Origin of the sequence: Arthrobacter sp. Soil761 (assembly GCF_001428325.1) — a bacterium.
GTDB lineage: Bacteria > Actinomycetota > Actinomycetes > Actinomycetales > Micrococcaceae > Arthrobacter.
The window spans coordinates 83518-109207 of sequence record NZ_LMSF01000030.1; the positions used below are offsets into that span (position 1 = coordinate 83518).

Consider the following 25690-nt stretch of genomic DNA (forward strand, 5'->3'; position numbering starts at 1 on the left):
GCCCCCGATCCCGGTCGTCCAGGAAATCGTATAGGCCGGGTGGGGGCGGATGTCCCAGGTTTTACCGAGTTTTTGCTGAACTTCCCCGATCAGGGGCAGCCGCCGCCAGAAGAAGAAACTGTCTGTAAGGATGGACCCATGAATGAGAGCAGCATCCGCCAATTCCAGGAATCCATCACCATCAAGGCATCAGCCGAGACCCTCTACAACCTGGTCTCCGATGTCACCCGCACCGGTGAGTGGAGCCCGGTCTGCACGTCGTGCTGGTGGGACGACCAGGACAGCGCTGGCCAACCCGGCGCCTGGTTCACCGGGCATAACGAGCTCCCGAACCGGACCTGGGAGACCCGCTCGCAGGTGGTGGCTGCCGAACGCGGCCGCGAGTTCGCCTGGGTGGTGGGCGGCAGGTTCGTCCGCTGGGGCTTCACCCTCACCCCGGCAGCAGACGGAACCGTCCTGAGCGAGTCGTGGGAATTCCTGCCGGAGGGAATAGCCATGTTCAAGGAGAAGTACGGTGAGGTGGCTGACGCCCAGATCGCCGACCGCACCCAGCAGGCCATGGACGGCATTCCGGCAACGCTCGCGGCTATCAAGCGGATTGCGGAGTCCATCGAGTCACACGAGGAAGTCAGGTCCTAGGACCGGATTTGCAGGACTCATGGCCGGACGGGCGCGGCCGCCTCTTTCCCGAGCACCGTTGTCCAGGGGCGGGCGGTCCAGGACGTCACGACGCCGGCTTTGACGTAGGGATCGGCGGCTGCAAAGGCCTTTGCCGCCTCGAGTGCGTTCTCGCCGGTGAAGATCAGCAACCCGGTGAAGGGTCCGTCACCAACGGCCCCGCCCAGCAGAAGCTCGCCGCGTTCCACTGCTTCCCAGCCCGCCTTGAGGTGGTCTGAACGGTATTGTTCGCGGGTCTGAAGGTAGTTGTCCTCGTAGGTGTATTCGAGCACGGCGTGCATGTGGTTCCGTCCATTTCGTTGAGTGGTTTCGCTCGTTGTAGAAGTAGCGTACCCATGGCTGGCGCTGCTCAGGGCTCCGAATGGACCCCGGGCTGTTCGTGGATGCCGCACCAGCCGGCGATGAACAGGGCGATGCTCTTGGTGATCCGGCGGATGGATTCGACCGAGACCCGCTCGTCGAACCCGTGGATCGACTCTGAAACGGGGCCGTAAACCAGCGCCGGCGTATCGGCATAGAGCGTGAAGACCCGGCCGTCGAGGTAGCCCGGCGTGGTGAAGCTTTTCAGTTCACTGCCGAACACCTGCTCATGGGTGCGCTCCAGCATGGCCTCTGCTTCGCTTCCGGGCTCCAGCACATAGCCCTCGGAGAAGAAACCTGTCTTCACGCCCACCGCATTGATCGGGGCAGGCCCACCGCCCAGTGAGGCAAGGCACTCCTGAAGTTCAGCCCATGCCTGCTCCGCGGGGATGCCGGGATAAATTGCCGCGCGCACGTCGAACTCGCACCAGGCCGGGACGCTGGAGGGCCAGTCCCCGCCCTGGATGCCGCCGAAGTTGAAGTTGATGGGGTGCTCCAGGTCTTCGAAGTAGCGGTGCTGTCCGCGGTCCGCATTCCACTTCTCTTCGACCTCCCGCAGCGCAGAGATTGCCGTATACGCTGCGTCGATGGCGTTGAAGCCGGTGCCCATCTCACGGGGATGGGTCGGATTCCCGGTGACCCTGACCCTGAACCAGAGCACGCCGACGTTGGCGCGCACCAGCATGTCTTCTTCTGGTTCGGGGATGATGACGGCGTCGGCACGATAGCCGCGCATCAGGGCGGACAGGGAGCCGTTGCCTGTGCATTCCTCCTCGACGACGGACTGGAAGTGAATGCGGCCGGCGGGCTCGAACCCCGCCGCGCGGACGGCGTCGAAGGCGAAGAGGTTGGCTGCGAGACCTGCTTTCATGTCTCCGGCGCCGCGGCCATACATCCATCCGTCGATGATGGGGGCGTCCCAAGGGTAGCGGGACCAGGACTCGGACGGACCCTCGGGGACGACGTCGATGTGGCCGTTAAGGATAAGGGATCGGCCCTGCTCGGAGGCTGGACGGTACGTGCCCACCACGTTAGTCATGCCCGCATAGGAAACCGTTGTGGGCCCGTAGCCCTCATGGGCGGACAGGTCATCGGCGTCCAGCTCCCACCGGTCCATCTCCAGGCCACGGCCTGCCATGGCCGCATGCATCAGGTCCTGGGCGCTGCCCTCCCGGGTGCGCAGCGACGGGTGCTTGACCAGGTCCTGGGTGAAGGTCAGCTGGGCATCGAAGGCGGCGTCGACGGCCTCCAGGATGCGGAGTGTTTGGTCGTCACTGAGCAATTTTGTCTCCTAACGAAACGGGGAGCCGTCCGGTGGACGGCTCCCCGTTCTGGTGGTTGAGCATTCGAAAGAGAGTAAAGCTTGGGCTACTGTCTGCGGCCGGCCCTAGCTGCCGGCGACAAGCTTCTTGTCCTGGACCCGCAGGCGCTCGCCGAAGAACCCGCCGACGGCGGTGAGCAGGGAGATGATCGCCAGGATCAGGGCCGCACCCCACGACTGGTTACCGGAGACGCCCAGCATGGCCGTGGCCAGCAAGGGCATGAATCCACTGGTGGCACCTGCGATGTTATAGCCCAGGGCCACACCGGAGTAGCGCAGCTTCGGCGGGAACAGCTCGGTCAGCAGGGCACCGTTGACGGCGTACGCCACCGCTATAAGCATGATCCCGACGGTGATTGCCAGCGTAATCAGCAGTGGGGATTTCGTGTCAATCATGGCGAAGAGGGGGAAAGCGGCGACGGCGCTGACGATACCGCCCCACATGGTGACCTTGCCCGGCCCGATCTTCTCTGCGAGCCGGCCCATGAGGAACGTGACTCCGATCTGGGCCACGGCGGCAACCAGTGTTGCGTTGACCATGACGTTCCGGTCCACCTTCAGGGTGTTGGACCCGTAGCTCACCGCGAAGGTGGTGATCATGTAGAAGCCACCCACGCCGAGGAGGGCCGCGAGTACGGCCACGAGCAAGCGGCCGGAGGCGTGGCGGAAGACCTCGAACGCCGGAACCTTGGACGTTTCACCCTGGGCGAGCAGATCCTTGAAGATGGGGGATTCTTCCACCTTGAGGCGGATCCAGAGCGCGATGCCGAGCATGGGGAAAGCCAGCAGGAATGGAATCCGCCAGCCCCAGGCGTCAAAAGCTTCCGACGGGAATAGGAGGACGAGCGAGAAGGCGCCCGAGGCCAGCAGCGTAGCCACCGGCGAACCGACCTGTACCAAGGCGGCGTACCGGCCCCGCTTTTCAACGGGGGCATGCTCGACGGCCATGGTTACCGCACCGCCCCATTCACCGCCGACAGCCAGGCCCTGGACAAGCCGCAAGACGGCGAGCAGGATGGGCGCCGCCAGGCCGATGCTGCCGAAATCGGGCAACAGGCCGATGAAGGCCGTGGCCGCGCCGATCATGACGATGGTCATCAGCAGCGCGGGCCGGCGTCCGTAACGGTCGCCGATGTAGCCAAAGATCATGGCCCCGATCGGACGGGCTGCGAAGCCGACGCCGAACGTGGCAAAGGAGGCCAGCAGCGCCGCGGTGGGGTCCATATTGGTGAAGAACAGCCGGTTGAAGACCAGCGCCGCAGCCGTGCCGAAGAGGTAGTAGTCGTACCACTCCAGCGCGGTCCCGACGAAGGCGGCACGGGCAATCTTTCCTGCGTCCTTGCCGGAGATCACCGGAGGAGCACCTGCGGCGGGGGAAAGTGAATTTGAGGTGGTCACTGCGTGGGCCCTTTCGAGCGGGGTTGAGTTCTTGCATCTCGGGTCCCGCGGCGGGCGAAGGGCGATGGCCTGCACTGCTGCGGTGATTATTCGAGAGTAGGTGAGTGATAACGCCCTAAACAATGATAATTTCCACCCACTTTCGGCCCCTTTCTTAGGCATTTTCACAAACTAGTCGGTGAACTCGCTGTAGCGGCTGAGGGCGATGAGTGCCCGCGCGGCCTCGCCCGGCACTGTGAGGTCAAGGCCGATCGCCTCGTGAAGGCTGTGGAGGCGGTTCACTACGGTGTTGCGGTGGCAGAACAGCTCCTCCGACGTTTCTTTGATGGATCCGGTCCGCCCATAGCTGCCAGCCACCTCCAGCAGGCGTTGGCGTTCGACGGGCGTGCACTTGTCCAGAGCGTTCTTTATGGAGGTGGAAAAGCCTGGAAACTTCTGCTCCAGGAGGCCGCTGGCGATTCCCATCCATGCGTCCTCCATCGTGGCCAGCCGGGTGCCGCGGCGCTTCTGCTGTGCCAGCACAAGTGCCGAAGCCGCAGCGGAGGGAACGGCATCCAGTCCCTCCACTCCCGGTACGTACCCGGCAGGAAAGGCGGGCGGTTCGTGACGCCAGGTCAGCCCCTTCCGCTGCTGCCGGAAGACATACAGGACTCCGCTGTTCTCGTACATATAGATGCTGTGGTTGGACTCGAACTGCTGCTGGGCCTGGGATACGGCGTCCAAGGTCACTGCGAGCACTTCGAAGGTCCCGGTGGCCTGCACTTCGAGGGCCGCTGCAAGGTCCTGGACTTCACGTGGGGTGCCAGGTCCGGCATTGAACAGCCGGGAAAGCAGGCGCTGGCGGTACAACTGCTTGTTGCGGGCCAGGCGCGCCTCTTCCTCGGCATAGGCCTGTTGGATGCTGGTCACGTAGCCTTCGACGGCGTCCAGGACCCGGTCCATGTTGGCCACCAGGACACCGATCCCCTTGTCCCGCGCGACCCGTTCCAGCCCCTTCCAGAGAACACGGAAGTCATTGCGGATGGCTACCAGGAACGCGTCGAGGGGAACGCCCTGGCGGGCGCGCCGGGCGGCCACCTCGCGGGGAAGCGTCTGCAGGTCCGGGGGGAGCTCCAACCCGGCCATCTGATAGAGGAACATGTCCATGGTGTCCGCTGCGGTCCGGTAGATGTCCTCCTTGGGAACCACTGCTTCACCATAGGAAATGGAGGAAAAACGCTCCAGGAAGTCGTCCACCAGCAGGGATCGATCCTTCCAAAGACTCTCCAGCAACTCGGTCCATTCCGGCTCGGTGGGACGGCCGGGACGGAACTCCCTGGCGGTCGTACCGTAGGATCGCGCATCGTCACCATCATTTGCTGTCATGCAGGCATTTTATGCAAAAGCCTAAAGTTTGACCATGAAACAGCGTTCTATATCCATTGAAGGCAGCGATATCACAGAGTTGAATGGACGGAGCCGCACTTTCAGGCCGCGGCCTTAACTCCTCGGAAAGGCCCGGGGACCCTAGCAAAGAGGATCCATGCCCTTCGATCTCCTGATTCGCAATGCACGCATACTGACCCAGGATGCCTCCCGCCCCACCGCGACAAGCCTGCTCATTCACGACGGCAGAATCCTCGATGTGGATCCCGACGCCAGCCTTTGCGGCCACGCCCTCTGGACCATTGATGCCGCCGGAACCACGATTGTCCCTGGGTTCAATGACGTCCACGCGCACAGCGTCTGGTTCGGTCTGGGGCTCATGGAGGCCAACGCAGGGGCAGCGGCAAATCTGGACGGGCTGTACCAGATCATCGCCGAGGCCGCCGCCGAAATGGCCCCGGGGGAGTGGGTTGTGGCATCCGGCTACAGTCCGCTGCTGCTTGGCGGCCAGCAACCGGACAGGGACCGGTTGGATGCGGCGGCCGGGGGACGTCCAGTGTGGATCAAACACTCCTCCGGCCACGCCTGCACGCTCAACGGCGTAGCACTGGAGCTCGTAGCCGCCCAGGCCGATATCAGTGCACCGATCGAAGGCGGAGCCGTCGTCATGGGCGAAGATGGCCTGCCGACGGGGCTGCTGGAGGAAAACGCCATGCGCTTGGTGCAGGACATCCTGCTGCCGTATCCGCTGGAGACCATTGAACGCGCACTGGATCTAGCCACGTCACACTACCTCTCCGAAGGAATTACCAGCGTCACGGATGCGGGCATCGCCGGTGGCTGGATCGGCTATTCGCCGCGGGAGTTCGCCGCGTACCAGAATGCCCGCGACAAGGGGATGCTGAGCGTCAGGATGCAGCCAATGCTGGTTATGGATGCCCTCCACGATGTGCCCGGCCACGCCGATGACCCGGCCTCCATAAGCCTCGACGCCGGAATCCGCACCGGCCTGGGCGACGATTGGCTGCGCCTGGGACCAGTGAAGATCTTCAGCGACGGTTCGCTCCTTGGCAGTACCGCCTACATGACCGAGGACTATGTCGGCTGCACCCACAACCACGGCTACCTGCAAATGGACGCGGACCAGCTGCGCGAGTCGGCGCTCAGCGCCTACCGGGCGGGCTGGGCGATTGCGATGCATGCCATCGGTGACCACGCGATCGATCACGCCATTGACATCATCACTGAGGCACAGGAAAAGTTCGGTTCCAACGCGCAGCCCAACCGGATCGAGCACGGCGGCGTGGTCCGCCCCGATCAGCTTGACCGGATAGCCAGGGCCGGCATCGTGCTGGTCCCGCAGCCGCACTTCATCACCGAGTTTGGAGACGGTATGGCCCGCCTGCTGGGCCCCAAACGCACCTCGTGGTCCTATCCCGCCAAAAGCCTGCTGAAGCGAGGAGTTACACTGCCGGGAAGTTCAGACCGCCCCGTCTCCAACGGCCGGCCCCTGGATGTCATGCAGTCGTTCGTGGAGCGGCTGACTCCTTCAGGCGACGTGTACGGCCCGGCCGAAAGGATCACCGCGGCCGAAGCGCTGGCAGCCTATACCACGGGATCGGCCGCCGCCACGGGAGCCGGGCACATCAAGGGCCGCTTGGCACCGGGGTACCTGGCGGACCTCGTGTTCCTGGACCAGGACCCCACCGCCGTGGACCCCTCAAACATCTCAGCTACCCGCGTGCTCGCCACCATGGTGGGCGGGCAAATCCGTTTCGGCGAGGAAAATCTGCCGGCGCCGGTCCGCGCCACAGACCTTGAGGCAGCATTGACAGGGAAGGAAACCCCATGAGCACCGCACACGACGAGTTCCTCGCAGACTTCGCCACGATGTCTGGCTTCGGCGCCACGCCCGGGGGAGGCGTGGACCGGCAGGCCGGCACGGCCGCAGACCATGCCACGCGGGCATGGTTCAGCCAATGGCTGGCCCAGCACGGCTATACCGAATCAGTGGACGGGGCAGGCAACCAGTTCGGCACCCTGGACCTGGTCGCCGGCGCCCCCTATGTGCTGGTCGGCTCACACCTGGACTCCCAGCCGCTGGCCGGCCGGTACGACGGGGCCTATGGCGTGCTCGCAGCGGCCCATGCAGGCGCCCGCGTCGCTGCGGAAGTCCAGGCCGGAAAGCTCCGCCCCACCTACAACCTGGCCGTTGTGAACTGGTTCAACGAGGAAGGCAGCCGCTTCGCGCCCAGCATGATGGGAAGCTCTGTCTTCACTGGGAAGCTGCCGCTGGAGGGCGCGCTTGCCACCGCAGACCCTGCCGGAATCACAGTGGCGGAAGCCCTGGCCGCCGGACACAGCACTTCGCAAGGAAACGCCCCGGTCCTCGCCGAGGTTGCACGCTATGCCGAGATCCACATCGAGCAGGGCAGGAACCTGGAAGAAACCGACACCCAAGTGGGGATCGTGGACCGCACCTGGGCCGCCAGCAAGTACCGGGTTACCGTGGACGGAGCCCAGTCACACACTGGCGCCACCCGCATGGAGGACCGCCGTGACGCCCTCTTTGGGGCCGCGCTGGTCATCGCCGCCGCTCGTGAACTGACTGCGGAATTCGAGCCCGGGCTGCTGCACACATCGGTATCCGAGCTGTTTGTCCTGCCGAACTCACCGGTCACCATCGCCCGCCAGGTCCTGATGAACCTGGACCTGCGTTCCCCCGACGAGTCCGTCCTGGGCGTGGCCATGGAACGGCTGGGCAAGAGGATTGTCGACGCCGAGGCAGATTCCCGGACGGAGATCCGCCTGGAGCTGACGCACAACTGGGGTGTGGTGTCCTACCAGTCCAAGGGCGCGGCCTTGGGCAGGGTAAGCGCAGAGAGTCTGGGCTACAGCCACAGGGACGTGATGACCGTCGCCGGGCACGATTCCACCAACATGAAGGATGTGGTTCCGACCGTCATGCTCTTCGTTCCCAGCGTCGAAGGCATCTCGCACAACGAAGCGGAGTACACCCGCGACGACGACGCGTTGCGCGGCGTCGAACTGTTGACGGACGTCACGCGGCGGCTTGTCTGCGGCGAATTGGAAGAGGACTGAGCCGGTAGCCTTTCGAACCAGGCGTTTCGGGGAAGGTTAAGAGGCATGAGCGGTAGGGCCTTGCCCGCTTGGGTGGCCCTACTGTCCTGGCACGGGGGCGCCGGCGCCCCGCCGCAGGCCGGCCGTCACCCCAGCCAAGTCCGTCATGGCGTGGACGGCGTCCTCATTTGCGAGCCCGTTCTCGTGGCAGAGGGAACGCCAGGTCCAGAAGGACACCGCGTGGGCGACGACGGCGCGCAGCCTGGCGCTGCCTGGCTCCGGAAATGCCTCCAGGAGGCGGTCACGGAAGAACGTGTCGCGCTCCCGGAGGCCTGTGCGGTGCTTTTCCGGAAGGGCGGCCCAATCGCCGTAGATGTTCCTGAGCATTGGCTCGCCGTCGCGGTAGAACCGGTACAGGTCTGTGAGTCCGGCATGGAGGCGTTGGAGGGGGTCCGGGTGCTCACACCACGCCGAAGGATCTGGCAGCTGCTGTTGTGAAAGCCAGTGCGAGGAGCAGGCGGAGAACAGCGATTCCTCGTCGGCGAAATGACGGTAGACCGTCAGCCGGGTGACCTGGGCCTGCTCGGCGATGCCCGCAATGGTGGTCCGGGCAGGGCCGACTGACCCGTGGAGCGCCACCGCCGCGTCCACGATGCGCTGCCGGGTGGTGTCCACCTGCTCGGCACGCTTGTTCATCTGGTACTTGCGCGCTTTGGCTGAACGCTGCTGTTCACTCAAAGTATTGACACCGGTCCTGCGTGGGCTGACAATTCGATATACACACTGTATATCGAAATGGAAAGGGATGGATGCCATGGGCGCTGAGGAGGCTCCGCGGCTGACAGTCGTGCAGCCTGGGGAGGGACGCCAGGGCAGTCTCGGAAGTATCGGGGTTGTCTTCAAACTGTTCGGTGAACACACCAACGAGCAGATCTCCATCGTGGAACACCCGTTTCCGGTGGGGGCCTTGGTTCCAGTGCATATGCACAGCCGCGAGGACGAATACTCAATCGTCCTGGAAGGCGAGATCGGATTCCGGTCCGGTGAGCGCGAGGCAGTGCTGGGCGCCGGGGGCTACATCACCAAGCCGCGCGGCGAACTGCACACCATGTGGAATGCGGGCAAAGTTCCGGCGCGGATGATCGAAGTCATCAGCCCGGCCGGGTTCGAGCATTTCTTCTGGGGACTGGCCGACCAGCTTGAAGCCGGTGGACCGCCGGACCCTGAAGCCATCGGCAAACTGGCCGCAGAATACGGCCTCCAGTTCGGCGAGGCGCCATGGCTGCCGGACATCATCGCCCGGTACGGGCTAAATCCACCGATGGGCTGACGGGAAGGCCCTGGGCCTCCAGGTTCCCCTTTACCGAACGGGACGGCGACGTGGCCCCGCCGCGCAGAAGCCGGGCGCGCCGCTGGCCGGAATGGCCGCCGTCGTACTTCTGCTGCACGCGGTGGGCTGGGGAGTGCTGGTGCTGGGCGTCGTCCCGCAGAACCTCCTCCTCGGCTCCAGCCAGGTCTTCGGACTGGGGATCGGGCTAGGTGCCTACCTGCTGGGCATGCGCCACGCCTTCGACGTGGACCACATCGCCGCGATCGACGGCACCACCCGAAAGCTCATGGGTGAAGGCCTTCGCCCCGTCACTGTCGGTTTCTGGTTCTCCCTTGGCCACTCCAGCATCGTCCTTGGCCTCTGCCTGCTGCTGGCTGCGGGAGCCCGCAGCCTTGGAAACCAGCTCGGAGATGGCGCCTCGTGGTGGCGGGAGGTCCTGGGACCAGTAGGCGCCACCATCTCAGGACTGTTCCTTTACCTCCTGGCCTTCCTCAACCTTGCCCTGCTGATCCGCGTCGCCACGGACTTCCGGCTGCGGGCAGGGCAGCCGGGATTGGGGACGACTGTCGAGGTCCCGGGCCTTCTGGTCCGCCTGCTGCGCCCGGTCCTGCGCAGCATCACCCGGCCCGCCCAGATGTATTGGGTGGGGCTGCTGTTCGGCCTGGGATTCGATACGGCCACCGAGGTGGCACTGCTGGCAGTGGCCGGGGGAGCGGCGGCGGTGGAACTTCCGTGGTACGCCGTCCTCACCCTGCCCGTCCTCTTCGCGGCGGGCATGAGCCTGCTCGACAGCCTGGACGGATGGTTCATGAACGCGGCCTACGGTTGGGCGTTCGCGCACCCGCGCCGGAGGCTGCTGTACAACCTGGTCCTGACCGGGCTCTCGGCCACCGTGGCGCTGGGTGTGGGGACCGTGGAACTGCTGTCCGTGGTTACGCCGAATACGGGAGCGGTTTCCGGGGTCTTTGCGGCCATCGGCGGCATCGATCTGACGGGGCTTGGCTACGCCGTGGTGGGCTTGTTTGTTCTCGCCTGGCTGGCCGGGGTCTTCATCTGGAGGTTCCGGGGCGGCTCGCCCACTGCTGCCAGCCTGGAGGAGTGAGCCGCCTCTTGGTTCCCGTTTGCCTCAGCCTTCCGGCAGGAGGTTGGCCGCCAAGGTACGGGCCATGAATCGTCCGAAATGCTCGGCACTCCAGCCGCGCTTGAGGACCAGGGTTTCGTAGAGCTCGGCTGAGGTGCTCATGAAGAAGACGTCGGCCACCTCCTCCGCCGTCAGGCCCGGCCGCAGGAATCCCCTCCCGAGCACCTGGCGCGCGTTGTGCAGCATCCGTTGGTACCGCCCGTCATCCACGTCGCGCAGGAGCGCGGCCATGTCCTGGTCCCCGCTCGCCGCGGCGTCCCGGATGAGGAGGTAGACGGGGGAGCCCAGCGGGCTCACCTCGGAAATGAAGCGGCCGAACTGCTCCATGAGTTCGCGGGGTTCGGTGACCGTGGCCTGGGCGCGGTCCGACCGCTCTTCCGCCGGCGGGCCGCCGGCGCCCAGCAGGCTCTGTTCGTAGATGGCCCGCACCAGCCCAGGCTTTCCGCCGAACCCCTTGTACACGGACTCCTTGGAGACGCCGGCCGCGTGGGCGATGGCGGCGATGGTGGTCCGGCCGTAGCCGTGGGCCAGGAACAGCGCGCGGGACTGGGCCAGCACCCGTTTCCTGGCTTCCCCGGCAGCCTCCTGCCGGCGCCGGGCGTCGTAGCTGCGGGAGCGGGGTGGCGCACCATTGACCGCGGGTCCCATCGGGCTTAAGCTCCTTGTATCAGTTAGATACAGCTGACTGTATCAAATTCAGCGTACCAGCCTCTCCGCCTCCCGCGACGGAACCTAAGGAGCAGATCATGGACGCTTCAGGAATCGGGCGCGTCCCCGAAGGCCCGGTCCGGCGCATGCTGGCCGCGGCCAACCGCCATGACCTCGAGGCCATGGTGTCCCAGTTCGCGGAGGACTACCGGAACACCACCCCCGTCCACCCGGCCCGCAGCTTCACGGGCTCCGCGCAGGTCCGGAAGAATTGGACGGCGCTCTTTGCCGGCCTTCCGGACCTCACCCTGACGGTCCATGACGCGGCCACCGGACCGGACGGCAAGGTCTGGATGGAATGGAGCAATCGCGGCACCCGGCCGGACGGATCCGTGCAGCAAGCCGCAGGGGTGGCCATTTTCACCCTCCGCGACGACAAAATTGCCGCGGCCCAGTTCTACCTCGAACCTGTGGACCAGGACTCCGGCGACGTGAACGAAGCCGTCCGGGAGGCAGTCCATGGTGCGGCCGGAGGTGACCGGTCATGATCCTGGTGGTCGGCGGTACAGGCCGCCTTGGCCGCGCCGTGGTTCCCCTGCTCGTTGCCGCAGGGCAACAGGTCCGCATCATGGCCCGGGGCAAGTCCCAGCCCTTCCCGCAAAAGATGGGCGACGGCGTCGAACTCCTCCGCGGGGACCTCGGCTCTGACGCGGACTGCAGGCAAGCGGTGGCTGGCTGCAGTGAGGTGGTGTTCGCGGCGTCGGGGTTCGGGATCAAGGACTCCAGCCCGCGCGCGGTTGACCGCGACGGCGCCATCCGGCTGGTCCGCGCGGCGGCCGCGGCCGGAGTGCGGCACGTGGTGATGATGTCCATGCCCGGCGCTGCCGCGGACGGGCTCATCGATTTCCTGCGCTGCAAAGCCGCGGCCGAGGACGCCGTGCGCTCCTCCGGCATGGACTGGACGATCGTCCGGATCGGCGCCCTCCTGGAACAGCGGCTTGAGATCATGACGGCGCCGCTTGAGTCGAAGGGCAAGGTGCCCGTGTTCGGCTCGGGGTCCGCCCCGGTGACCTATACCTCGGTCCGGGACGCGGCCGCCGTCGTGGTCCGTGCCCTCCGCGACCCGGCGCTGCGGAACCGCGTCATCGAATGGGGCTCGCAGACGCTCACCGCACATGAGGTGGCGGAGGCTCTGCTTGCCCGGGCCGGCCATGGATCAATCCAGCGGGTTCCGGCCGCCGCCGTCCGGCTGCTGTCCGTGGCGGCCAGGCCGTTTTCACCGTTCCTTGCCCGGGTGACGGGTGCCGCGGCCTGGGAGGAATCAGGGGCGGCGGCGTTCGAGTTTGGTCCAGCGCGGGCCGAGTTTCCCGACATCCCGGTCACCGGGCTGCAGCAGGTCCTCGAGGCGTCAGGTGCTCCGGGATCTCTGGCCTAGCCGCGTGCAACAATGGCGCCATGACCCATGAGCAGCATGAAACCGCCGCGCCGGAACCGGACCGCGCCGCCCACCCCGCATTCGAAGCCGCCTACCAGGCCGCCCAAAAGAGCCTGGCCGAGGGCGGGATCCCCATCGGGGCGGCGCTCGCCCGGGACGGCGTGGTGGTTGCCAGCGGGCATAACGAGCGGGTCCAGAACGCCGATCCGATCGCGCACGGGGAGATGTCCGCGCTGCGCGCCGCCGGCCGGCAGCGGAGCTACCGGGACACCACGCTCTACACCACGCTGGCACCCTGTGCCATGTGCGCGGGAACCATCATCCAGTTCAAGATCCCCCGCGTGGTGGTGGGGGAGGCGCAAACGTTCGACGGCGAACTGGAGCTTTTGCGGTCCCGCGGGGTTGAGGTGGTGGTGCTGGACGATCAGCGCTGCGTGGACATGATGCGCACCTTCCAGTCCGACAACCCGGAGCTGTGGGCCGAGGACATCGCGGAGTAGGGGTGCGAGGCAAGCTGGTTAGCTGCCCGGGGAGATCGTGTGAAGTCCTGCTCGGGTTGCTGCCCCCAGCAGTTCCTTGTCGAAGGCGATCAACCGGTCTGCTTCAAGCCTGATCGCAGCCGCGAGGTGGATCGCGTCCGCGCTGCGCAATTTACCTGGCAGTGCGGCCGCGTACAGGAGGTCTGAACGCGTCAGGTCCACCAGGTTGATTCCGGTCAACACCGCGTTGACCAGTTCCGGCGGCAGGCCGCGGCGGTTGGCGGCGCAGTGCAACTCCGTGTGAAGGAGCATCGAGGCAACAAGTCGGTCACCCCGCTGCGCCGCCGTTGAAAGAAACTCCGCAGTGGGACCGGACTCAGGTTCCTCGACCACCAGTTTCAGGGCCGCCGACGTGTCGACGTACAGAATCACCGGTCGCCGCGGAGGTCGGCGATTATGTCGGCCGTGCCCACATCAGACGTCACGCGTTGGAGCAACTGGAAGTCGACCGGGCTTTCCGCGGCCTGCCGCACGCTGCCGGACAGGAGCAGACGCTCGAAGGGTGAGGCTGCAGGCGGGATAAGCGTGGCGGCAACTTCGCCGTTATTCGTGACATCGATGGTTTCGCCGTTTTTCACCCGCTCCAGGATTTTGCTGCTTTGATTCCTTAGCTCGCGGTGGGGGATTGTTGTCATGGCACACCTCCGTAGCAATCGTAGCATTCGCTTCGAAGCCTAGGACTCAACGACTGACGGCAGCCACCTCAACCTGTACCCCTGCGTTCCGGAACTTCTGCACCTGGGCGGGGTCGGCGCCGTCGTCCGTCACCAAAGTCCACGGCAGCGCCAGCCGCACCCAGGCGTGGAACGGCCGCAGCCCCAGCTTGGAGGAGTCGGCCAAAACATAGACTTCCCGGCCGCGCCGGGCCATGAGCTCCTTGAGCCGGGTCTGGGCATGGTCGGCTTCGCAGATGCCGTCCTCGGCCGTGACCGCGTCGGCGCCCAGGAACACGCGGTCAAAGCTCATCCGCTCCAGCGCCGCCTCCGCCAGCGGACCCACAAAACTCTGCGAAAGGCTGCGCAGCCGGCCGCCCAGGCAGTCCACCTCGATGCCCTCGGACTCGGCCAGTTCCTGCATCGTGTTGATGCCCGGCGTGGTGACCGCGAGCTTCCCGAACCCGCGCAGTTCGTGGGCAAGGGCACCCACGGTGGAGCCGGCGTCGAGCAGGATGTTTTCCCCGGGCCGGATCACGGCCGCCGCCCAGCGGGCGATGGCGTGCTTCTGCTCGAACGCCTCGCCGGTGCGCTGCCGCAGCGACGCCTCGGGGTGGGCGCCCAGTGCCATGGCACCGCCGTAGGTGCGGGCCAGCCGGCCCTGCCCGTTCAGCAAAGCCAGGTCGCGGCGGATGGTGGAGGCTGTCACCTGGAACCGGGCGGAGAGTTCCTCCACGGAGGCCAGGCCGGTGGTCACAGCAAGGTGGTAGATTTCCTCGCGCCGCGCGTTTGCGCTGAGCATTCCCGGTCTCCTCCCGTGGGCATGGCGGTGGCAGTGCTAACCATGGTAGTTCCGGCTCCGGCAAGTTCCGCAGCCCGGAGCCGGCAAAACGGCCGGTCAGCAATATTACGCTGACCGGCCGATTCTTCCGTGCGGCTAGGGGGCCTCGTCGCGCGACGGCGCCAGGTCCACTGCCTGCCGCAGTGCCTCCAGCAGCGACTCATGGTCCGCGATGTTCTTGCCCGCGATGTCGAACGCCGTGCCGTGGTCCACGGACGTGCGCACCACGGGCAGGCCCACCGTGATGTTCACGCCGTTCTCCAGGCCCAAAACCTTCACCGGGCCGTGGCCCTGGTCGTGGTACTGGGCCACCACCAGGTCGAAGTCGCCGCGGCCGGCCAGGAAGAACAGGGTGTCCGCCGGGAGCGGACCAAAGGCGTCGATCCCGTCCGCCTGGGCCTTCTCGATGCCCGGCTGGATCTTCTCCGCCTCCTCGCCGTAGCCGAACAGCCCGTTCTCGCCCGCGTGCGGGTTGATGGCGCACACGGCGATCCGCGGGTTCTCGATGCCGGACGCGCGCAGCAGTTCATAGCCCCGCTTGATGGTCCGGTACACCAGGTCGCCGTTGATCTTGGCGATCGCATCGATCAGGCCGATGTGGGTGGTCACGTGGATGACGCGCATCTTGGGCGCCGTCAGCATCATGGACACTTCCTCGGTGCCGGTCAGTTCGGCAAGGAGTTCGGTGTGGCCGGGGAACTTGTGCCCGGCCGCGTGCAGCGCCGCCTTGTTCAGCGGCCCGGTGCAGATGGCGTCCACCTGCCGGTCCATGGCCAGCTGGACGGCCTTCTCGATAAAGAGGTAGGACCCGTGTCCGGCGGCGGCGGAGAGCTCGCCCCAGGCAAGGTCCTCCGGGATGCAGTCGATGTCCAGCACGTCGATGGTGCCTTCCTCGAACAAAGCCTCGGACGGCTCCAGGACCGGGCGCAGGGTCAGCGGGCTGGCGACGATGTCCGCTGCCAGCCGCATCCGGCGGAGGTCGCCGATGACCAGCATCCGCGCCTTTGACCGAAGCTCCGCGTCGGCAAGCGCTTTGACGATGATTTCCGGGCCAATGCCGGCCGCATCGCCCATGGTGATGGCAACAATCGGGCGTCCCATTATTTGATACTCATTTCAGTCGTGGTGGCAGTAAGGAAGTTGGTGGTCCGGGCCAGGGTCCCGGCGTCGCCGAACGCGCCGGCCTTGGTGACCAGCAGGGGAAGTGACCCGGGAAGCAGGCTCATCACGACGCCGGGCTCAATCTCCCCGAGGACGGTGAAGCTGCCGGCGCCGAGGGCTTTCAGGACCGCCGTGGCCGTCTCCCCGCCGGTGAGGACCAGGGCGTCGCAGTGCCCGATGCCCGCCGCGGTGGCACGGGCCAGGGCCGCCGCCACAACAAGTGCCTGCGACTTGTCCACGGCGCCCATGGGGTCCGGGGTCAGCACCACGTTTGTCCGCGCCATCGCCTGGGCAACCAGGCGCGGAACCGCAGTGCCGTCCAGGGTGGCGTGGTCCAGGGTGATGTGTTCAGCCCCGGCCGCGACCAGCTCACCAATCTGCTGCCGGGCAAGGGCGGAGTAGCTGCCGATCACGGTCAGGGTCCGGCTGACGAGCCGAACCTGCGCGTTTTGCGCAGAGGCTCGTTCTTCCCGGTCCGCGATGTGCCCTGCCAGGCCGCCGGAACCGACAAGGAGGGCGGGGAAGTCCAGCAGGTCCGCGGCAGCCGCGATGGCCTTGAGGTCATCGTCGGAGACGGCGTCCAGTACGACGGCGTCAATTCCGCGTTCCTGCACGTCCCGCAGGTGCCGCGCGATTTCCTCCGGCGTGCGTCCGGTTGTTCCGGCGACTTCGGCGGTGAGGCCGCCGGCGGCGAGTGCCGCGGCGGTGTCCCCGTCAAAGTTCCCTGCGGTGTTGGGAACACCGTTGACGTGCACGATGCCGCCGAGGGTGGTCCGTCCCGTGCCCGGGAACGCGGGGGCAACAACGGCCAGGCCTTTGCCGCGGCCCTGGGCGAGCCGTGCCAGGGTTGCCGCGACTTCCACGCCCACGTTGCCGCGCAGCAGTGAATCCATCTTCTTGAAGACCCGCCGGTGCTGGCCCAGGGCCCGGCCGGCCGCCGTCGTGACGGCCTTGGCTGCGTCCGCGGGAGGCAGGTAGCGGCTCTCGGTATCGATCGAAAGGATCTCGGCGTCGGGCCAAGCGCTGTCGATGTCGAGGATGACGGAACTGCTGTGCGTGGGCCCGTAGGCTGCGGCCGCATCCGCCGCTCCCGTCAGGTCGTCGGCAATGATTGCCCAGCGCATGGCTGCGTTGGTGTTCATACTGCTGGGGACACCTCGAGAGTCTCCACGGTCTGCTTGGCTTTCAGGCGCTTAGCGTACCAAGCGACCATGAGGGGGCAGCCGATGGCGGTGACCACCACGGAGGCGGCAACCAGCACGGTGGCGGGGCCGGCTGCGGGAGCGTAGGCCGGATTGGCTGCCGCCACCAGCATGGGAACGGTGGCTGCGTTGCCGGCCGTGGTGGCTGCCGCCAGGCCGGCAATGCCCGAGCCGCCGGTCAGCTTGTCCGCAAGGAAGAGCACGGTGCCGCCGGCGATGAGGACGAACAGGCCGAGCGCCACTCCCAGCAGTCCCGCGTTGACAACCTGTCCCAGGTTCAGGCCGAAGCCCAGCGCGAGGGCGAAGAACGGAATGAGGACGGGGGCCGCGGAGGACAGGAATTTGCGCATGGCCGGATCCAGGGCGCCCAGGATGGCTCCGAGGAGCAGGGGGATGATGGCACCCACCAGGGCCTGCCACGGGAAGGCGGACAGTCCGGCGACGCCGAGGGTCACCATGGTCAGGAAGGGGCCGGATTCCAGGGTCATGACGGAGTAGGCCGCCACATCCTTGGGCTTGCCGTACTGGCCCATCAGGGCCATGTACATTCCGCCGTTGGTGTCATTGAGGGCCGCCAGGATGGCCAGGACAGAAAGGCCCGACAGGATCCCGCCGTCAATGGGAAGTTCGCCCAGGAACCTGCCGGCGATGACGCCGATGATGATCGCGAACAGGACCTTGCTGCCGAAGAGGACGCCGCCCTTTTTCAGGATGTACGGGGTGGCCTTGATATCGATGCTGGCGCCCATGCAGACGTAGAAGACCGCAAGGATGGTGGTGCCACCGGTGAAGAGTGCGCCGGTGAAGGAGCCGAAGAACTTGGCGGAATCCGGGGCGAAGGTGCCGAGAAGGGCACCGATCAGCAGGGGAATCAGCATCATGCCGCCGGGAACTTTTTCCATGGTGGCCTTGATTGGGACAGACATGAATCAACCTCATTGTTGTTGGGGGAGAGGGGCCGAGCAATCAGCTCGAAGCATGATGTAGATCATATGCCGCATTGCGCGTTTAGCGCAAGCTACCTTGCGTGAACCGCGCAGCACGTTGGAGGCCGGCATCGCGGCGTTCCGATGTCTCACGCTTCCCGCGAGTAGCATTGCTGCCACTTGACCAGCGTCGGAAGGAAGCAGCGCCATGCAGTACGTCGTCATGCAGGTGATCCTCAAGGAGAAACTGTGGGGAACCGGTTCGGGCAACCTGACCTCGCTGGAAAAAGCCATCAACGACCAGGCCGCAAAGGGCTACCGGCTCCACACCATCACCACGTCCAGCAGCGGGAGCAAGGGACTTGGCGGCGGTGACCGCATCCAGGCAACGATGGTCTTCGAGAGCCTGGTCTAGGTCCACACCGCCAATCGAGCCGCGACCCCTGAATAGCACGCCGCGATGAGTCAGGCTGCTGTCCGGGAGGCCCGCCGCCGATGGACTGGAACCATTGGGTGGCCTTTGTTCGTCCTCGCCTCGATGGTCCTTATCGGCTATGGGATTGTGCGCGCCGATTTCTATTTCTGGCTGCCCACTCCGGCGGAGATGGAGGAGTCCTGGGTCGGTAACCGCTTCACCTACGGCGGATGCGTGATGTCGATCGCGGCCGCCATCTGGTCGCACCGTCGTGGCAACCCCGTCTGGGTGACTGTCTGCGTGGGGCTGCCGGGTGTGCTCGTGGGCTGGGCGGCACTGGTGGGGCCCTACAATCTGATGCGCTTCCTGGCCGCCGTCGTTGCGTTCCCACTGGCCCTGGGCGGCGTTGCTGAGGTTATCTGGGCGCGGGGCCGCCGACAACGGGGATAGCTGGGAAAGGCCTTCGGCATTCTTGGGCACCGCTCCCCGCAGGATTCATAGCACTCCACCCTTGACAGCCGGTCCAACGCGTAAGGAGGATCAAGGTGCCGGTGCGCGTGGCTGCCTAATGCACGCCGACCTGCGGTTTCGCTGCTCGAAAGGGGATACGGGATGCGGCAAGCACTCCCTCGCCACAAACCCTTCCGGCATGTAGCCGCAGTTTCCGCAGTCCTGCTGGCGCTCTCTGCCACGGCCTGCACGCCGAAGCCGCCGGAGCCCGCGCCTCCCGGGCCCGATGTCCATATCGCCGCGGTGGGCGACATGAACCCCGCCGACAACGTTGACCCTGACAGCCCGTCCGGGCGGAACGGCGCGGCGATAACCAAGCTTGTGGAGAACAATGAGATTGACGCGTTCCTGGGGCTGGGGGACTTCCAGTACGAGACCGGATATTGCGACAACTACGTGAAGACCTGGACACCGCTGTGGGGCGGCACCAAACCCAAGCTGTATTGGGTGTCCGCGCCCAATCACGACTGGGAACCCGGACGCAACGAAGACCTGGCGAAGTTCATGAACGGCCAATGCCCGGGATCTCCCGAGAAGGCGGCGATCAACCAGGAGCGTGGATTCATCCCGAACGGCGAGCCGTACTCGAAGGACTTCGGCAACTGGCACTTCGCCTTCCTGTCGTCCGCGCTGTGGCGGTACGACAAAGCGGAAGCTTCGGCTGCAACCACGTGGCTGGACAAGGACCTCGCTGCCGCCCAAAAGGCGGGGAAGTACCTGGCTGTCGTGTACCACGAGCCCTACTTCACCTCGGATACGGAGGAGCACGGGCGGGCCGGGGACCAGAAGCCGTGGATCGACCTGATGTGGAAGTACAGGGTCCGGCTGACTTTGTCGGGGTCGCAGCACAACTACGAACGGTCCTGCCCGGTGAACAACGCGGACAAGTGCGTCAATGACGGGATGACGGCATTCCAGGTGTCCACCGGAGGCATCGATACGCGCCCGTTCATCAGCAAGCCAAAATACATCGCCAAGCGCTTCAGTGACACCCGCGGCTTCCTCCGGCTGACTCTGCACGGCGACGGGTCCTTCGACTGGAACTTCGTCCCCACCACCGGCTCCAGCAAGGACTCGGGAACCCGCTCCGCACCCTAGGGCTGCACCCATGGAGATAGAACCCCGGTGACCTTCGCCTCTACATCCACTGACGCCTGGCAAGCAGACTGGAGCGCAAGAAGTGCGGAGCAGGGAGGTGGCTCGCCGTGCCGCAGTGGGATCTGGGAATTGCCGGCCTGTTATTGCTGGCGGCCATGTCGCTCGCCTTCGGCCTGGTGGCCCACCTGATTGTCGGCAGGCACGTGACCCGCTGGCTCTGGCTCTACGCGGCCCTGGCCTATTTCGTTGCCGGAATCCTGGTCAGCGAAGCCTGGTTCGGCTGGGCTACCGGGGAGGAGCTGCAGCCGAACATTGACGGGCTGTCCTTCGACGAAGTGCAGCTGGTGACTCTCGCCGGCCTCATCGCTGCGCTCACTGCGAGGTTCATGCTCCGGAGGAAAGGCCGCGCCGGAGGATCCGCAGGGAAACCGGCCGGCTGAAGCCCCGACCGCCGGCTGAAGCCCTGACCGCTACTTTGCCCGGACGAGCGCACCGATCCACGTCGTGGCGAGCCAGGTTGAGAACCTCTCGTCGCTCCAGCCGCGCTGCCCCACCAGCTGGGCCCACAGGGTGCCGTCCATGGTGGCGAACAGCACGTCCCTGCATTCCTCCTCGCTGACGCCCAGCTGGCCGGTCGCAGCCGCGGCGTGAGCGTAGCGGGTGGCCACGTCCAGGCGCCGGTCCGCCCACTCGGCGAGCATGGCGGCGGCGTCGGGCTCGCTCGCAGCAGCTCCGGTAAGCGCGTCCAGGAGCGGAAAGATGCGGCGGTTGGTCGCCGTCACGAAGACGGCGTGGCGGCGGATCCTCTCCGACAGGTCCGGCTCGGCCAGGATGGACTGCATCTCCTCCCTGTCATAGAGCGCCACGTCCGCTTCATCCCCCCGGAAATCGACATACCAAACGTGCCTGAGCAGCGACGCCTTGGTGCCAAACGTGGCGTATACGGTCTCGACGGAGACGCCGGCGCGCGCGGCCACCTGCTTGATGGTGGTCTGGCCGTATCCCTGGGCAATGAAGAGTTCGTTCGCCGCCGCGATGATGGTCCGCCGGGTTTCTGCAGCCTGCTCCTGGCGGCGACGGGAATCGTACTGCCTCTTGATCTTCCGTTCCATTGGATGCATTATAACTGTATTCAAAACAGTATGACTGTAATGGAGTTGGTCATGTCCACCGAAACGGATGCATTCCTGGCCGAAATGATTCCCCGGCAGCGGGCCGCGGACGCCGCCATCCACAACGGTGACGTCGCCCCGCGCATCGCGCTTTGGTCGCAGGACGATCCTGTGACGCTCTTCGGGGCGCGGCTCAGCGGCACCGGCTGGGCCGAGGTGGAGCCGATGTTCCACAGCGTGGCCTCGTGGTTCACGCACGCAGACTCCTTCGACCTGGAGATCATCGCTGCCGGAGCAAGCGGCAACCTCGCCTACACCGTGGGCTACGAGCACACCTCCGCCACCGTCGACGGAACACCGCGCCAGTACACCTTGCGGGTAACGCACGTCTACCGCCGGGAGGACGGGAACTGGCGGATCGTGCACCGGCATGCGGACTTCCCGCCGGGGGAGGCCACCGTTCCTTTGCCTGGCGCCCGGACCGGCACCTAAAGGCGGGCGGCCCATGCACAAGGAAGTCATGCACAAAGAAGCCATGCACAAGGAAACGGACGCGTTCCTGGCGGAGATCCTGCCAAAGCAGCGGGACATGACTCTGGCGCTGCACAGGGGAGACGTGGCACCCCGCCTGGCCCTGTGGTCACACCGGACCCCCGTGACGTTGTTCGGTGCACACATCTCCGGAGCAGGCTGGGCGGACCTCGAACCCAAGTTCCGCCAGGAGGCCCGCCGGTTCACGGGATCTGCCGGATCTGAGTTCGAGCTCGTCGCCGCAGGTGCCAGCGGAAGCCTCGCCTACACGGTCGGCCTTGAGCACAGCAGCGCCGTGGTGGATGGCATCCCCGCCGTCTACACGATGCGCACAACGCACATCTACCGCCGCGAAGAGGGTGCCTGGCGGATCGTCCACCGGCATTCTGATCTCCTGGCCGATCAAGACTCCCAGCTGGCCACGAGGGTTTAGCGGGCAGGCTCAGCCACCGAGTTCCAGCGTAAACACCCACAGCAGCACGTCCTTGCCGGGCACATGCCAATCCCGTTCCGGCGCACGGCGGAAGCCCAGCGACCCGTACAGGGCGTGCGCGCGCTCCATGAACGTGGCGCTGGTGATGCTGATGGCCCCGATGCCAGGAAGCTGCCGGAGGTACGCGTCCCGGGTGATGCGCATGACCTCGGGAAGGTCCGACGGCGCCGCCCGCCGCAGTGCCACGCTCACCGTGTGTCCACGGCCGGGGCAATCCGCTCCAGATAGTAGCCCAGCCGTGCCAAATCGGGCCGGGAGGAAGGGTCGCCGACAGCGTCGGCACCCACCAGGTTGGCAACAGAAAGTGCCGAGGTGTAGTCCAGGCCCCGCTGCAGCGCCAGGATCAGGGCGGCGCAGAACGCGTCCCCGGCGCCGATGGTGCAGGTGTTCTGGGCAAGGGATTCAGGGAGTGGCCGGCAGACGTACGGAGGGATCTCGAGCGGAGTCGGGAGCACTTCCTGGACCCGGCAAATTTCGGACGCTGGGATGCGGTCCAGGCAACGACGCATCTGCTGCGGGCCAGCGACGTCGTGGAGGCAGTGCGGCTTACTTCAGCCCGGCGGGCGCCCGTGCCGGAGGTTCCGGGCATGGAGGTACACCATCAGCACCAGGAGCGGAAGGTGGATGGCGGGCAGGTTGTGCGCGAACCATCGCGGCAGGTAGATGTCGGTGACGGAGCCGCGCTCGGCGCCGTAGCGCTCCGCGATTCCGGTGAGCGGACAGCGGAACCCGTTTCCGGCGAACACCAGTGATTCGGCGGCAACCACGGCGGCCGCCCACCCCACCCGCCTGTCAGTGCGGCCGGCCAGGCCGGTGTAGAGCACGTAGATGACGCAGGACTCGATGGAGAACCACGCCAGCGTGTGGACGGCCCTGACCGCCGCCACCGCAGCTTGGCGCCGCAACAGAACGCCTACAGCGTCTCGGGAACCGGGCGTCCGGGGAACAGCGTTGAGTACTGTTTCCGGTACATCCGCCGTCCCACCAGGCGGTAGGCGAGCCGCACCGGCGGAGGGATTTCCTTGAACAGTTCTTTCCGGTCCGCCGGCGGGTTGGTAGCCAGCACCATGCCGAGGTAGCCCACCAGGAATTTCTTGTCGAGTTCCTGGATCCCGTGCTGCCCCACCGCGGCAGCTTCCTTCTCCGTCATCACCCTGTCAGCAACCGGCATCATCTCCGTGACCTCGCGGCGCAGATGTACGTTGAGGACGCCGGACAGGTCTTCATAGCGGGCGGCGAGTTCCGCGCCGGACTCCTCATCCGCCGTCTGCATCCAGCGCAGCCGGACCGGCTCGATGGCCTCCAGCCTCTGCGTGACCTGCCTGTGCTGCTCAAGCATCTGCCCCACATGCAGCGCGCATGCCGGTGCCCGCTCCTTCAGCTGCGGGTACATCAGGAGGTCTTCGCCTTCGTGGTGGATATGCAGCACCTTGTCGAAGTTGCCCAGCACTTCGCCCACGTAGGCTGCCCGGGCAGTGTCGCCGGCGGCGGCGGAGCGCACCAGTCCCGGCGCCTCGCCGTAGGCCCAGAGGAAGAACCGGTGGATGCGCCGCATCGCTGCCGTCCCCGCGCACAGGACGGGTCCCGCCGGCAGGGGAGGCGCCGTCTCGCCGGGCTGCATTGTGAAGAAGTCGGTCATGTGCGTGGCCCTTTCCAGTCTCGCGAGACAAAGGACCTCTCCCCGGGAGCATCGTAGCCCCGGGCTCCACGGCGCACAACGGCTTTGCAGAAGTACGACGGCGACGGACCAGGCCTTAATGCGCGCAGGGCCGGGTGCACCCGGAGGGGCTGCGCGGCAGGTCCTGACACCGGTACTACTTAAGTAGTAAATTAGGTTCATGGAAGGCAAAGTCGCTGCGATGCCGGAGCTTGATGGCGTCACCCACAGATGGATGAACATCCGCGGCATCCGATTGCATATCGCTGAGGCAGGCAGCGGGGATCCCCTGGTTCTCCTGCACGGCTTCCCGCAGAACTGGTGGGAATGGCACGGCGTGATGCCTTTGCTGGCCACACATTACCGGGTGATCGCGCCTGACCAGCGGGGTTTCGGCTGGAGTGATGCACCACAGGGCCGATACTCAGCCGGGTTGCTGGTGGAGGACGTCATCGGACTCATGGCAAAGCTTGGCATCAGCCGAGCCCGCTTCCTCACCCACGACTGGGGTGCCATAGTGGGGCAGCTACTCGCCATGCAGCGGCCTGATCTTGTTGAGGCACTCATCGTTACAGGTGCCCCCGACGTCCACATCAGGCCCAATGCCCGGCTGGTTTTGGTCTTTCCCAAGCTGTGGCACGCCTTCGCCCTGGCCGTTCCATTTATCGGCCCGCGGATCCAGCGGAGCCGGAAGGTGATGCAGCACCTCTTCACAGCATTTGAACCCGCAGGGGGCGTATCCGAGGCGGACATGAACCTCTACAACGCAGCAGCCGCAAAGCCTGCCAGGGCAAGAGCGGGCTCGGCACTCTACCGCGGCACCATCCTGCCAGCCTTCCTGAAGATCATTTTCGGGGTGTACGGCCGGCGCGACTTCACGGTCCCCACCCTCGTCCTTATCGGATCCATGGAACCATCGGCCACCCTGCAACGGATGTGCCACCGCCGCGGCCGGGGCGGCAACGTCACCACCGAGATCGTCCCGGGTGAGGGGCACTTCATCGCCGACCACCGGCCGGAACTGGTCTCCGGCAGAGCTATGGAGTTCTTCAGGACTCCGCGCGCTGCTTGACCCCGCGGAGCACGCCAACTTCCATGTAGTGGTGCAGCGGGTCGCCAATGAAAAGGTCGACGGCGCGTGCCAGCAGCATCGCGCCCGGAACGTTTTGGAGGGTGAAGGCCAAAGCCCGGGTGGTCATGGGAGCGTCGGGCCCGGCACCGCGCGCCGCGGCGCTCAGGTACCCCTTGCCGCGGTACCGGATGATCAACCGGGTGCGGTTCCCTGGCAGGGGCCGCAGGATGAACTGTTCTCCCGCCACCAGGTGCCGGTTGGGCTCAAGCGCGGTGACGGTCGCGTACACGCCTCCGCCATACGGTACCTTGTCGCCCACCTTGAGGTCCTGCAGTTCCGGGTGGATTCGGGTTGCAGACTGTTTGCCCTCGACGTACCGGGCATGGAACAGGGCACGCTCGACCCGGTCATGCGTGTAGAACCCGGCGCGGTAGATTCCCATCTGCACGATCCACGGCCACACGCGCTCGGGCGGGGCGTCGATGCTGATGGCCCTGGTGCTCTGGATCACCGGTTGGGGCTCAAGGTCGTCGCCGGGCAGCCGCTCCACGGCTTCCGTGCCCTCGGTTCCCCAGCGCAGCATGGCCGGACGCCACAGCAGATATGCCGTGATCTGTACGCCGAGCGACGCCGCCAGGAGCTGCAGGCGCCTGCGCCGATTAGCTCCGCCGTCCGTCCGTCGCAAATATCGCAGTCCGGCCATAGCCGCAACATGCCACGGGA

General features: G+C 65.9%; 33 protein-coding genes. 15 read left to right on the forward strand and 18 right to left on the reverse strand.

Features of this window, described 5'->3' with window-relative positions; translation table 11 throughout:
* Positions 1-138: 138 nt before the first annotated feature.
* Positions 139-639, forward strand: coding sequence for an SRPBCC family protein (locus ASG79_RS19030; protein WP_056393302.1), 501 nt, complete (start codon positions 139-141; stop codon positions 637-639).
* A 17-nt stretch (positions 640-656) separates the two neighbouring features.
* Here ASG79_RS19030 and ASG79_RS19035 read toward each other — a convergent pair whose 3' ends face one another.
* The 4 genes from ASG79_RS19035 to ASG79_RS19050 form a co-directional block, all read right to left on the reverse strand.
* A complete protein-coding gene (locus ASG79_RS19035) occupies positions 657-959 on the reverse strand; it encodes a YciI-like protein (protein ID WP_056393303.1) in 303 nt (100 codons plus the stop codon).
* Positions 960-1027: 68 nt separating this feature from the next.
* Positions 1028-2320 (reverse strand): ArgE/DapE family deacylase, encoded by a 1293-nt coding sequence (locus tag ASG79_RS19040; RefSeq protein WP_056393305.1) that lies wholly within the window; start codon positions 2318-2320, stop codon positions 1028-1030.
* Between the two features lie 105 nt (positions 2321-2425).
* Entirely contained in the window at positions 2426-3757 is a 1332-nt protein-coding gene (locus tag ASG79_RS19045; protein ID WP_018770459.1) for an MFS transporter, read from the reverse strand.
* Between the two features lie 171 nt (positions 3758-3928).
* A complete protein-coding gene (locus ASG79_RS19050) occupies positions 3929-5122 on the reverse strand; it encodes a helix-turn-helix domain-containing protein (protein WP_235509868.1) in 1194 nt (397 codons plus the stop codon).
* A gap of 157 nt (positions 5123-5279) precedes the next feature.
* On the opposite strand from ASG79_RS19050, the gene ASG79_RS19055 reads away from it, so the two are divergent.
* Positions 5280-6974, forward strand: a complete 1695-nt coding sequence (locus ASG79_RS19055; RefSeq protein WP_056393307.1) for an amidohydrolase — start codon at positions 5280-5282, stop codon at positions 6972-6974.
* Positions 6971-8224, forward strand: coding sequence for a M20 family metallo-hydrolase (locus ASG79_RS19060; protein ID WP_056393309.1), 1254 nt, complete (start codon positions 6971-6973; stop codon positions 8222-8224). The genes ASG79_RS19055 and ASG79_RS19060 overlap by 4 nt, the downstream gene beginning before the upstream one ends.
* Positions 8225-8302: 78 nt before the next feature.
* Here ASG79_RS19060 and ASG79_RS19065 read toward each other — a convergent pair whose 3' ends face one another.
* The gene (locus tag ASG79_RS19065) at positions 8303-8941 is read right to left on the reverse strand and encodes a TetR/AcrR family transcriptional regulator (RefSeq protein ID WP_082581835.1); all 639 of its coding nucleotides are present in this window, start codon (positions 8939-8941) and stop codon (positions 8303-8305) included.
* A gap of 76 nt (positions 8942-9017) precedes the next feature.
* On the opposite strand from ASG79_RS19065, the gene ASG79_RS19070 reads away from it, so the two are divergent.
* Together ASG79_RS19070 and ASG79_RS19075 are read left to right on the forward strand one after the other, a co-directional pair.
* Positions 9018-9533, forward strand: a complete 516-nt coding sequence (locus ASG79_RS19070) for a cupin domain-containing protein (RefSeq protein ID WP_026265952.1) — start codon at positions 9018-9020, stop codon at positions 9531-9533.
* A gap of 91 nt (positions 9534-9624) precedes the next feature.
* A complete protein-coding gene (locus tag ASG79_RS19075; protein WP_082581836.1) occupies positions 9625-10635 on the forward strand; it encodes a HoxN/HupN/NixA family nickel/cobalt transporter in 1011 nt (336 codons plus the stop codon).
* A gap of 24 nt (positions 10636-10659) precedes the next feature.
* Here the strand turns inward: ASG79_RS19075 and ASG79_RS19080 are convergent, their stop codons facing one another.
* Complete coding sequence (locus tag ASG79_RS19080) at positions 10660-11322, reverse strand: TetR/AcrR family transcriptional regulator (RefSeq protein WP_056393313.1); 663 nt, start codon at positions 11320-11322, stop codon at positions 10660-10662.
* A 98-nt stretch (positions 11323-11420) separates the two neighbouring features.
* Here ASG79_RS19080 and ASG79_RS19085 point away from each other — a divergent pair, with 98 nt between their 5' ends.
* The 3 genes from ASG79_RS19085 to ASG79_RS19095 are packed head-to-tail and all read left to right on the forward strand — an operon-like array spanning position 11421 to position 13257.
* The gene (locus tag ASG79_RS19085) at positions 11421-11870 is read left to right on the forward strand and encodes a nuclear transport factor 2 family protein (protein ID WP_056393315.1); all 450 of its coding nucleotides are present in this window, start codon (positions 11421-11423) and stop codon (positions 11868-11870) included.
* Complete coding sequence (locus ASG79_RS19090; protein ID WP_056393317.1) at positions 11867-12757, forward strand: NAD(P)H-binding protein; 891 nt, start codon at positions 11867-11869, stop codon at positions 12755-12757. The genes ASG79_RS19085 and ASG79_RS19090 overlap by 4 nt, the downstream gene beginning before the upstream one ends.
* Before the next feature lie 20 nt (positions 12758-12777).
* The gene (locus tag ASG79_RS19095; protein ID WP_056393319.1) at positions 12778-13257 is read left to right on the forward strand and encodes a nucleoside deaminase; all 480 of its coding nucleotides are present in this window, start codon (positions 12778-12780) and stop codon (positions 13255-13257) included.
* 18 nt (positions 13258-13275) lie between these two features.
* On the opposite strand, the gene ASG79_RS19100 is transcribed toward ASG79_RS19095, so the two are convergent.
* From ASG79_RS19100 to ASG79_RS19125, 6 genes are all read right to left on the reverse strand, one after another.
* The gene (locus tag ASG79_RS19100; RefSeq protein WP_056393320.1) at positions 13276-13668 is read right to left on the reverse strand and encodes a type II toxin-antitoxin system VapC family toxin; all 393 of its coding nucleotides are present in this window, start codon (positions 13666-13668) and stop codon (positions 13276-13278) included.
* Complete coding sequence (locus ASG79_RS19105) at positions 13665-13931, reverse strand: type II toxin-antitoxin system Phd/YefM family antitoxin (RefSeq protein ID WP_026265951.1); 267 nt, start codon at positions 13929-13931, stop codon at positions 13665-13667. The genes ASG79_RS19100 and ASG79_RS19105 overlap by 4 nt, the downstream gene beginning before the upstream one ends.
* Positions 13932-13977: 46 nt before the next feature.
* On the reverse strand, positions 13978-14751 hold the full coding sequence (locus tag ASG79_RS19110; protein WP_056393321.1) for a DeoR/GlpR family DNA-binding transcription regulator: 774 nt from the start codon (positions 14749-14751) through the stop codon (positions 13978-13980).
* Positions 14752-14886: 135 nt separating this feature from the next.
* Positions 14887-15891 carry a 4-hydroxythreonine-4-phosphate dehydrogenase PdxA gene (pdxA, locus tag ASG79_RS19115; RefSeq protein ID WP_056393322.1) on the reverse strand — a complete coding sequence of 335 codons (1005 nt, stop codon included), beginning with the start codon at positions 15889-15891 and terminating at the stop codon, positions 14887-14889.
* Positions 15891-17093, reverse strand: coding sequence for a four-carbon acid sugar kinase family protein (locus tag ASG79_RS19120; RefSeq protein ID WP_056393323.1), 1203 nt, complete (start codon positions 17091-17093; stop codon positions 15891-15893). The genes pdxA and ASG79_RS19120 overlap by 1 nt, the downstream gene beginning before the upstream one ends.
* Entirely contained in the window at positions 17090-18079 is a 990-nt protein-coding gene (locus ASG79_RS19125) for a 2-keto-3-deoxygluconate permease (protein ID WP_056393324.1), read from the reverse strand. The genes ASG79_RS19120 and ASG79_RS19125 overlap by 4 nt, the downstream gene beginning before the upstream one ends.
* Before the next feature lie 208 nt (positions 18080-18287).
* On the opposite strand from ASG79_RS19125, the gene ASG79_RS19130 reads away from it, so the two are divergent.
* From ASG79_RS19130 to ASG79_RS19145, 4 genes are all read left to right on the forward strand, one after another.
* Positions 18288-18494 (forward strand): DUF4177 domain-containing protein, encoded by a 207-nt coding sequence (locus ASG79_RS19130; protein ID WP_018770442.1) that lies wholly within the window; start codon positions 18288-18290, stop codon positions 18492-18494.
* 45 nt (positions 18495-18539) lie between these two features.
* On the forward strand, positions 18540-18944 hold the full coding sequence (locus tag ASG79_RS19135) for a hypothetical protein (RefSeq protein ID WP_235509869.1): 405 nt from the start codon (positions 18540-18542) through the stop codon (positions 18942-18944).
* A gap of 162 nt (positions 18945-19106) precedes the next feature.
* Positions 19107-20102 (forward strand): hypothetical protein, encoded by a 996-nt coding sequence (locus ASG79_RS19140; protein WP_056393326.1) that lies wholly within the window; start codon positions 19107-19109, stop codon positions 20100-20102.
* A gap of 107 nt (positions 20103-20209) precedes the next feature.
* Positions 20210-20542, forward strand: a complete 333-nt coding sequence (locus ASG79_RS19145; RefSeq protein ID WP_056393328.1) for a hypothetical protein — start codon at positions 20210-20212, stop codon at positions 20540-20542.
* 30 nt (positions 20543-20572) lie between these two features.
* Here ASG79_RS19145 and ASG79_RS19150 read toward each other — a convergent pair whose 3' ends face one another.
* Positions 20573-21214: a TetR/AcrR family transcriptional regulator gene (locus ASG79_RS19150; protein ID WP_056393330.1), complete on the reverse strand. Its 642-nt coding sequence runs from the start codon at positions 21212-21214 to the stop codon at positions 20573-20575.
* A gap of 51 nt (positions 21215-21265) precedes the next feature.
* On the opposite strand from ASG79_RS19150, the gene ASG79_RS19155 reads away from it, so the two are divergent.
* On the forward strand, positions 21266-21706 hold the full coding sequence (locus ASG79_RS19155) for a YybH family protein (protein ID WP_056393331.1): 441 nt from the start codon (positions 21266-21268) through the stop codon (positions 21704-21706).
* Positions 21707-21719: 13 nt separating this feature from the next.
* On the forward strand, positions 21720-22178 hold the full coding sequence (locus tag ASG79_RS19160; RefSeq protein WP_056393334.1) for a nuclear transport factor 2 family protein: 459 nt from the start codon (positions 21720-21722) through the stop codon (positions 22176-22178).
* Positions 22179-22187: 9 nt separating this feature from the next.
* On the opposite strand, the gene ASG79_RS19165 is transcribed toward ASG79_RS19160, so the two are convergent.
* The 4 genes from ASG79_RS19165 to ASG79_RS19180 all read right to left on the reverse strand — a co-directional run bounded on the left by ASG79_RS19165 (position 22188) and on the right by ASG79_RS19180 (position 23877).
* The gene (locus ASG79_RS19165) at positions 22188-22430 is read right to left on the reverse strand and encodes a hypothetical protein (protein ID WP_144600575.1); all 243 of its coding nucleotides are present in this window, start codon (positions 22428-22430) and stop codon (positions 22188-22190) included.
* Positions 22427-22693, reverse strand: coding sequence for a PfkB family carbohydrate kinase (locus tag ASG79_RS24190; protein WP_056393336.1), 267 nt, complete (start codon positions 22691-22693; stop codon positions 22427-22429). The genes ASG79_RS19165 and ASG79_RS24190 overlap by 4 nt, the downstream gene beginning before the upstream one ends.
* A 96-nt stretch (positions 22694-22789) precedes the next feature.
* Positions 22790-23143: a hypothetical protein gene (locus ASG79_RS19175; RefSeq protein ID WP_235509870.1), complete on the reverse strand. Its 354-nt coding sequence runs from the start codon at positions 23141-23143 to the stop codon at positions 22790-22792.
* Positions 23144-23151: 8 nt separating this feature from the next.
* The gene (locus tag ASG79_RS19180) at positions 23152-23877 is read right to left on the reverse strand and encodes a hemerythrin domain-containing protein (protein WP_018770432.1); all 726 of its coding nucleotides are present in this window, start codon (positions 23875-23877) and stop codon (positions 23152-23154) included.
* A gap of 199 nt (positions 23878-24076) precedes the next feature.
* Between ASG79_RS19180 and ASG79_RS19185 the strand changes: the two genes are divergently transcribed.
* On the forward strand, positions 24077-24967 hold the full coding sequence (locus ASG79_RS19185) for an alpha/beta fold hydrolase (protein WP_235509871.1): 891 nt from the start codon (positions 24077-24079) through the stop codon (positions 24965-24967).
* On the opposite strand, the gene ASG79_RS19190 is transcribed toward ASG79_RS19185, so the two are convergent.
* On the reverse strand, positions 24945-25670 hold the full coding sequence (locus tag ASG79_RS19190) for a hypothetical protein (protein ID WP_235509872.1): 726 nt from the start codon (positions 25668-25670) through the stop codon (positions 24945-24947). The two genes, ASG79_RS19185 and ASG79_RS19190, sit on opposite strands and share 23 nt — an antisense overlap.
* Positions 25671-25690: the final 20 nt, after the last annotated feature.

Coding starts and splice junctions, on each gene's coding strand:
- ASG79_RS19120 (WP_056393323.1), bottom strand. CDS start 17,093: ATGAACACCAACGCAGCCATGCGCTGGGCAATCATTGCCGACGACCTG.
- ASG79_RS19155 (WP_056393331.1), top strand. CDS start 21,266: ATGTCCACCGAAACGGATGCATTCCTGGCCGAAATGATTCCCCGGCAG.
- ASG79_RS19035 (WP_056393303.1), bottom strand. CDS start 959: ATGCACGCCGTGCTCGAATACACCTACGAGGACAACTACCTTCAGACC.
- ASG79_RS19070 (WP_026265952.1), top strand. CDS start 9,018: ATGGGCGCTGAGGAGGCTCCGCGGCTGACAGTCGTGCAGCCTGGGGAG.
- ASG79_RS19185 (WP_235509871.1), top strand. CDS start 24,077: ATGGAAGGCAAAGTCGCTGCGATGCCGGAGCTTGATGGCGTCACCCAC.
- ASG79_RS19135 (WP_235509869.1), top strand. CDS start 18,540: ATGAGTCAGGCTGCTGTCCGGGAGGCCCGCCGCCGATGGACTGGAACC.
- ASG79_RS19105 (WP_026265951.1), bottom strand. CDS start 13,931: ATGACAACAATCCCCCACCGCGAGCTAAGGAATCAAAGCAGCAAAATC.
- ASG79_RS19190 (WP_235509872.1), bottom strand. CDS start 25,670: ATGGCCGGACTGCGATATTTGCGACGGACGGACGGCGGAGCTAATCGG.
- ASG79_RS19075 (WP_082581836.1), top strand. CDS start 9,625: ATGGCCGCCGTCGTACTTCTGCTGCACGCGGTGGGCTGGGGAGTGCTG.
- ASG79_RS19085 (WP_056393315.1), top strand. CDS start 11,421: ATGGACGCTTCAGGAATCGGGCGCGTCCCCGAAGGCCCGGTCCGGCGC.
- pdxA (WP_056393322.1), bottom strand. CDS start 15,891: ATGGGACGCCCGATTGTTGCCATCACCATGGGCGATGCGGCCGGCATT.
- ASG79_RS19110 (WP_056393321.1), bottom strand. CDS start 14,751: ATGCTCAGCGCAAACGCGCGGCGCGAGGAAATCTACCACCTTGCTGTG.
- ASG79_RS19050 (WP_235509868.1), bottom strand. CDS start 5,122: ATGACAGCAAATGATGGTGACGATGCGCGATCCTACGGTACGACCGCC.
- ASG79_RS19055 (WP_056393307.1), top strand. CDS start 5,280: ATGCCCTTCGATCTCCTGATTCGCAATGCACGCATACTGACCCAGGAT.
- ASG79_RS19180 (WP_018770432.1), bottom strand. CDS start 23,877: ATGACCGACTTCTTCACAATGCAGCCCGGCGAGACGGCGCCTCCCCTG.
- ASG79_RS19160 (WP_056393334.1), top strand. CDS start 21,720: ATGCACAAGGAAGTCATGCACAAAGAAGCCATGCACAAGGAAACGGAC.
- ASG79_RS19140 (WP_056393326.1), top strand. CDS start 19,107: ATGCGGCAAGCACTCCCTCGCCACAAACCCTTCCGGCATGTAGCCGCA.
- ASG79_RS19125 (WP_056393324.1), bottom strand. CDS start 18,079: ATGTCTGTCCCAATCAAGGCCACCATGGAAAAAGTTCCCGGCGGCATG.
- ASG79_RS19130 (WP_018770442.1), top strand. CDS start 18,288: ATGCAGTACGTCGTCATGCAGGTGATCCTCAAGGAGAAACTGTGGGGA.
- ASG79_RS19095 (WP_056393319.1), top strand. CDS start 12,778: ATGACCCATGAGCAGCATGAAACCGCCGCGCCGGAACCGGACCGCGCC.
- ASG79_RS19030 (WP_056393302.1), top strand. CDS start 139: ATGAATGAGAGCAGCATCCGCCAATTCCAGGAATCCATCACCATCAAG.
- ASG79_RS19080 (WP_056393313.1), bottom strand. CDS start 11,322: ATGGGACCCGCGGTCAATGGTGCGCCACCCCGCTCCCGCAGCTACGAC.
- ASG79_RS19060 (WP_056393309.1), top strand. CDS start 6,971: ATGAGCACCGCACACGACGAGTTCCTCGCAGACTTCGCCACGATGTCT.
- ASG79_RS19150 (WP_056393330.1), bottom strand. CDS start 21,214: ATGGAACGGAAGATCAAGAGGCAGTACGATTCCCGTCGCCGCCAGGAG.
- ASG79_RS19090 (WP_056393317.1), top strand. CDS start 11,867: ATGATCCTGGTGGTCGGCGGTACAGGCCGCCTTGGCCGCGCCGTGGTT.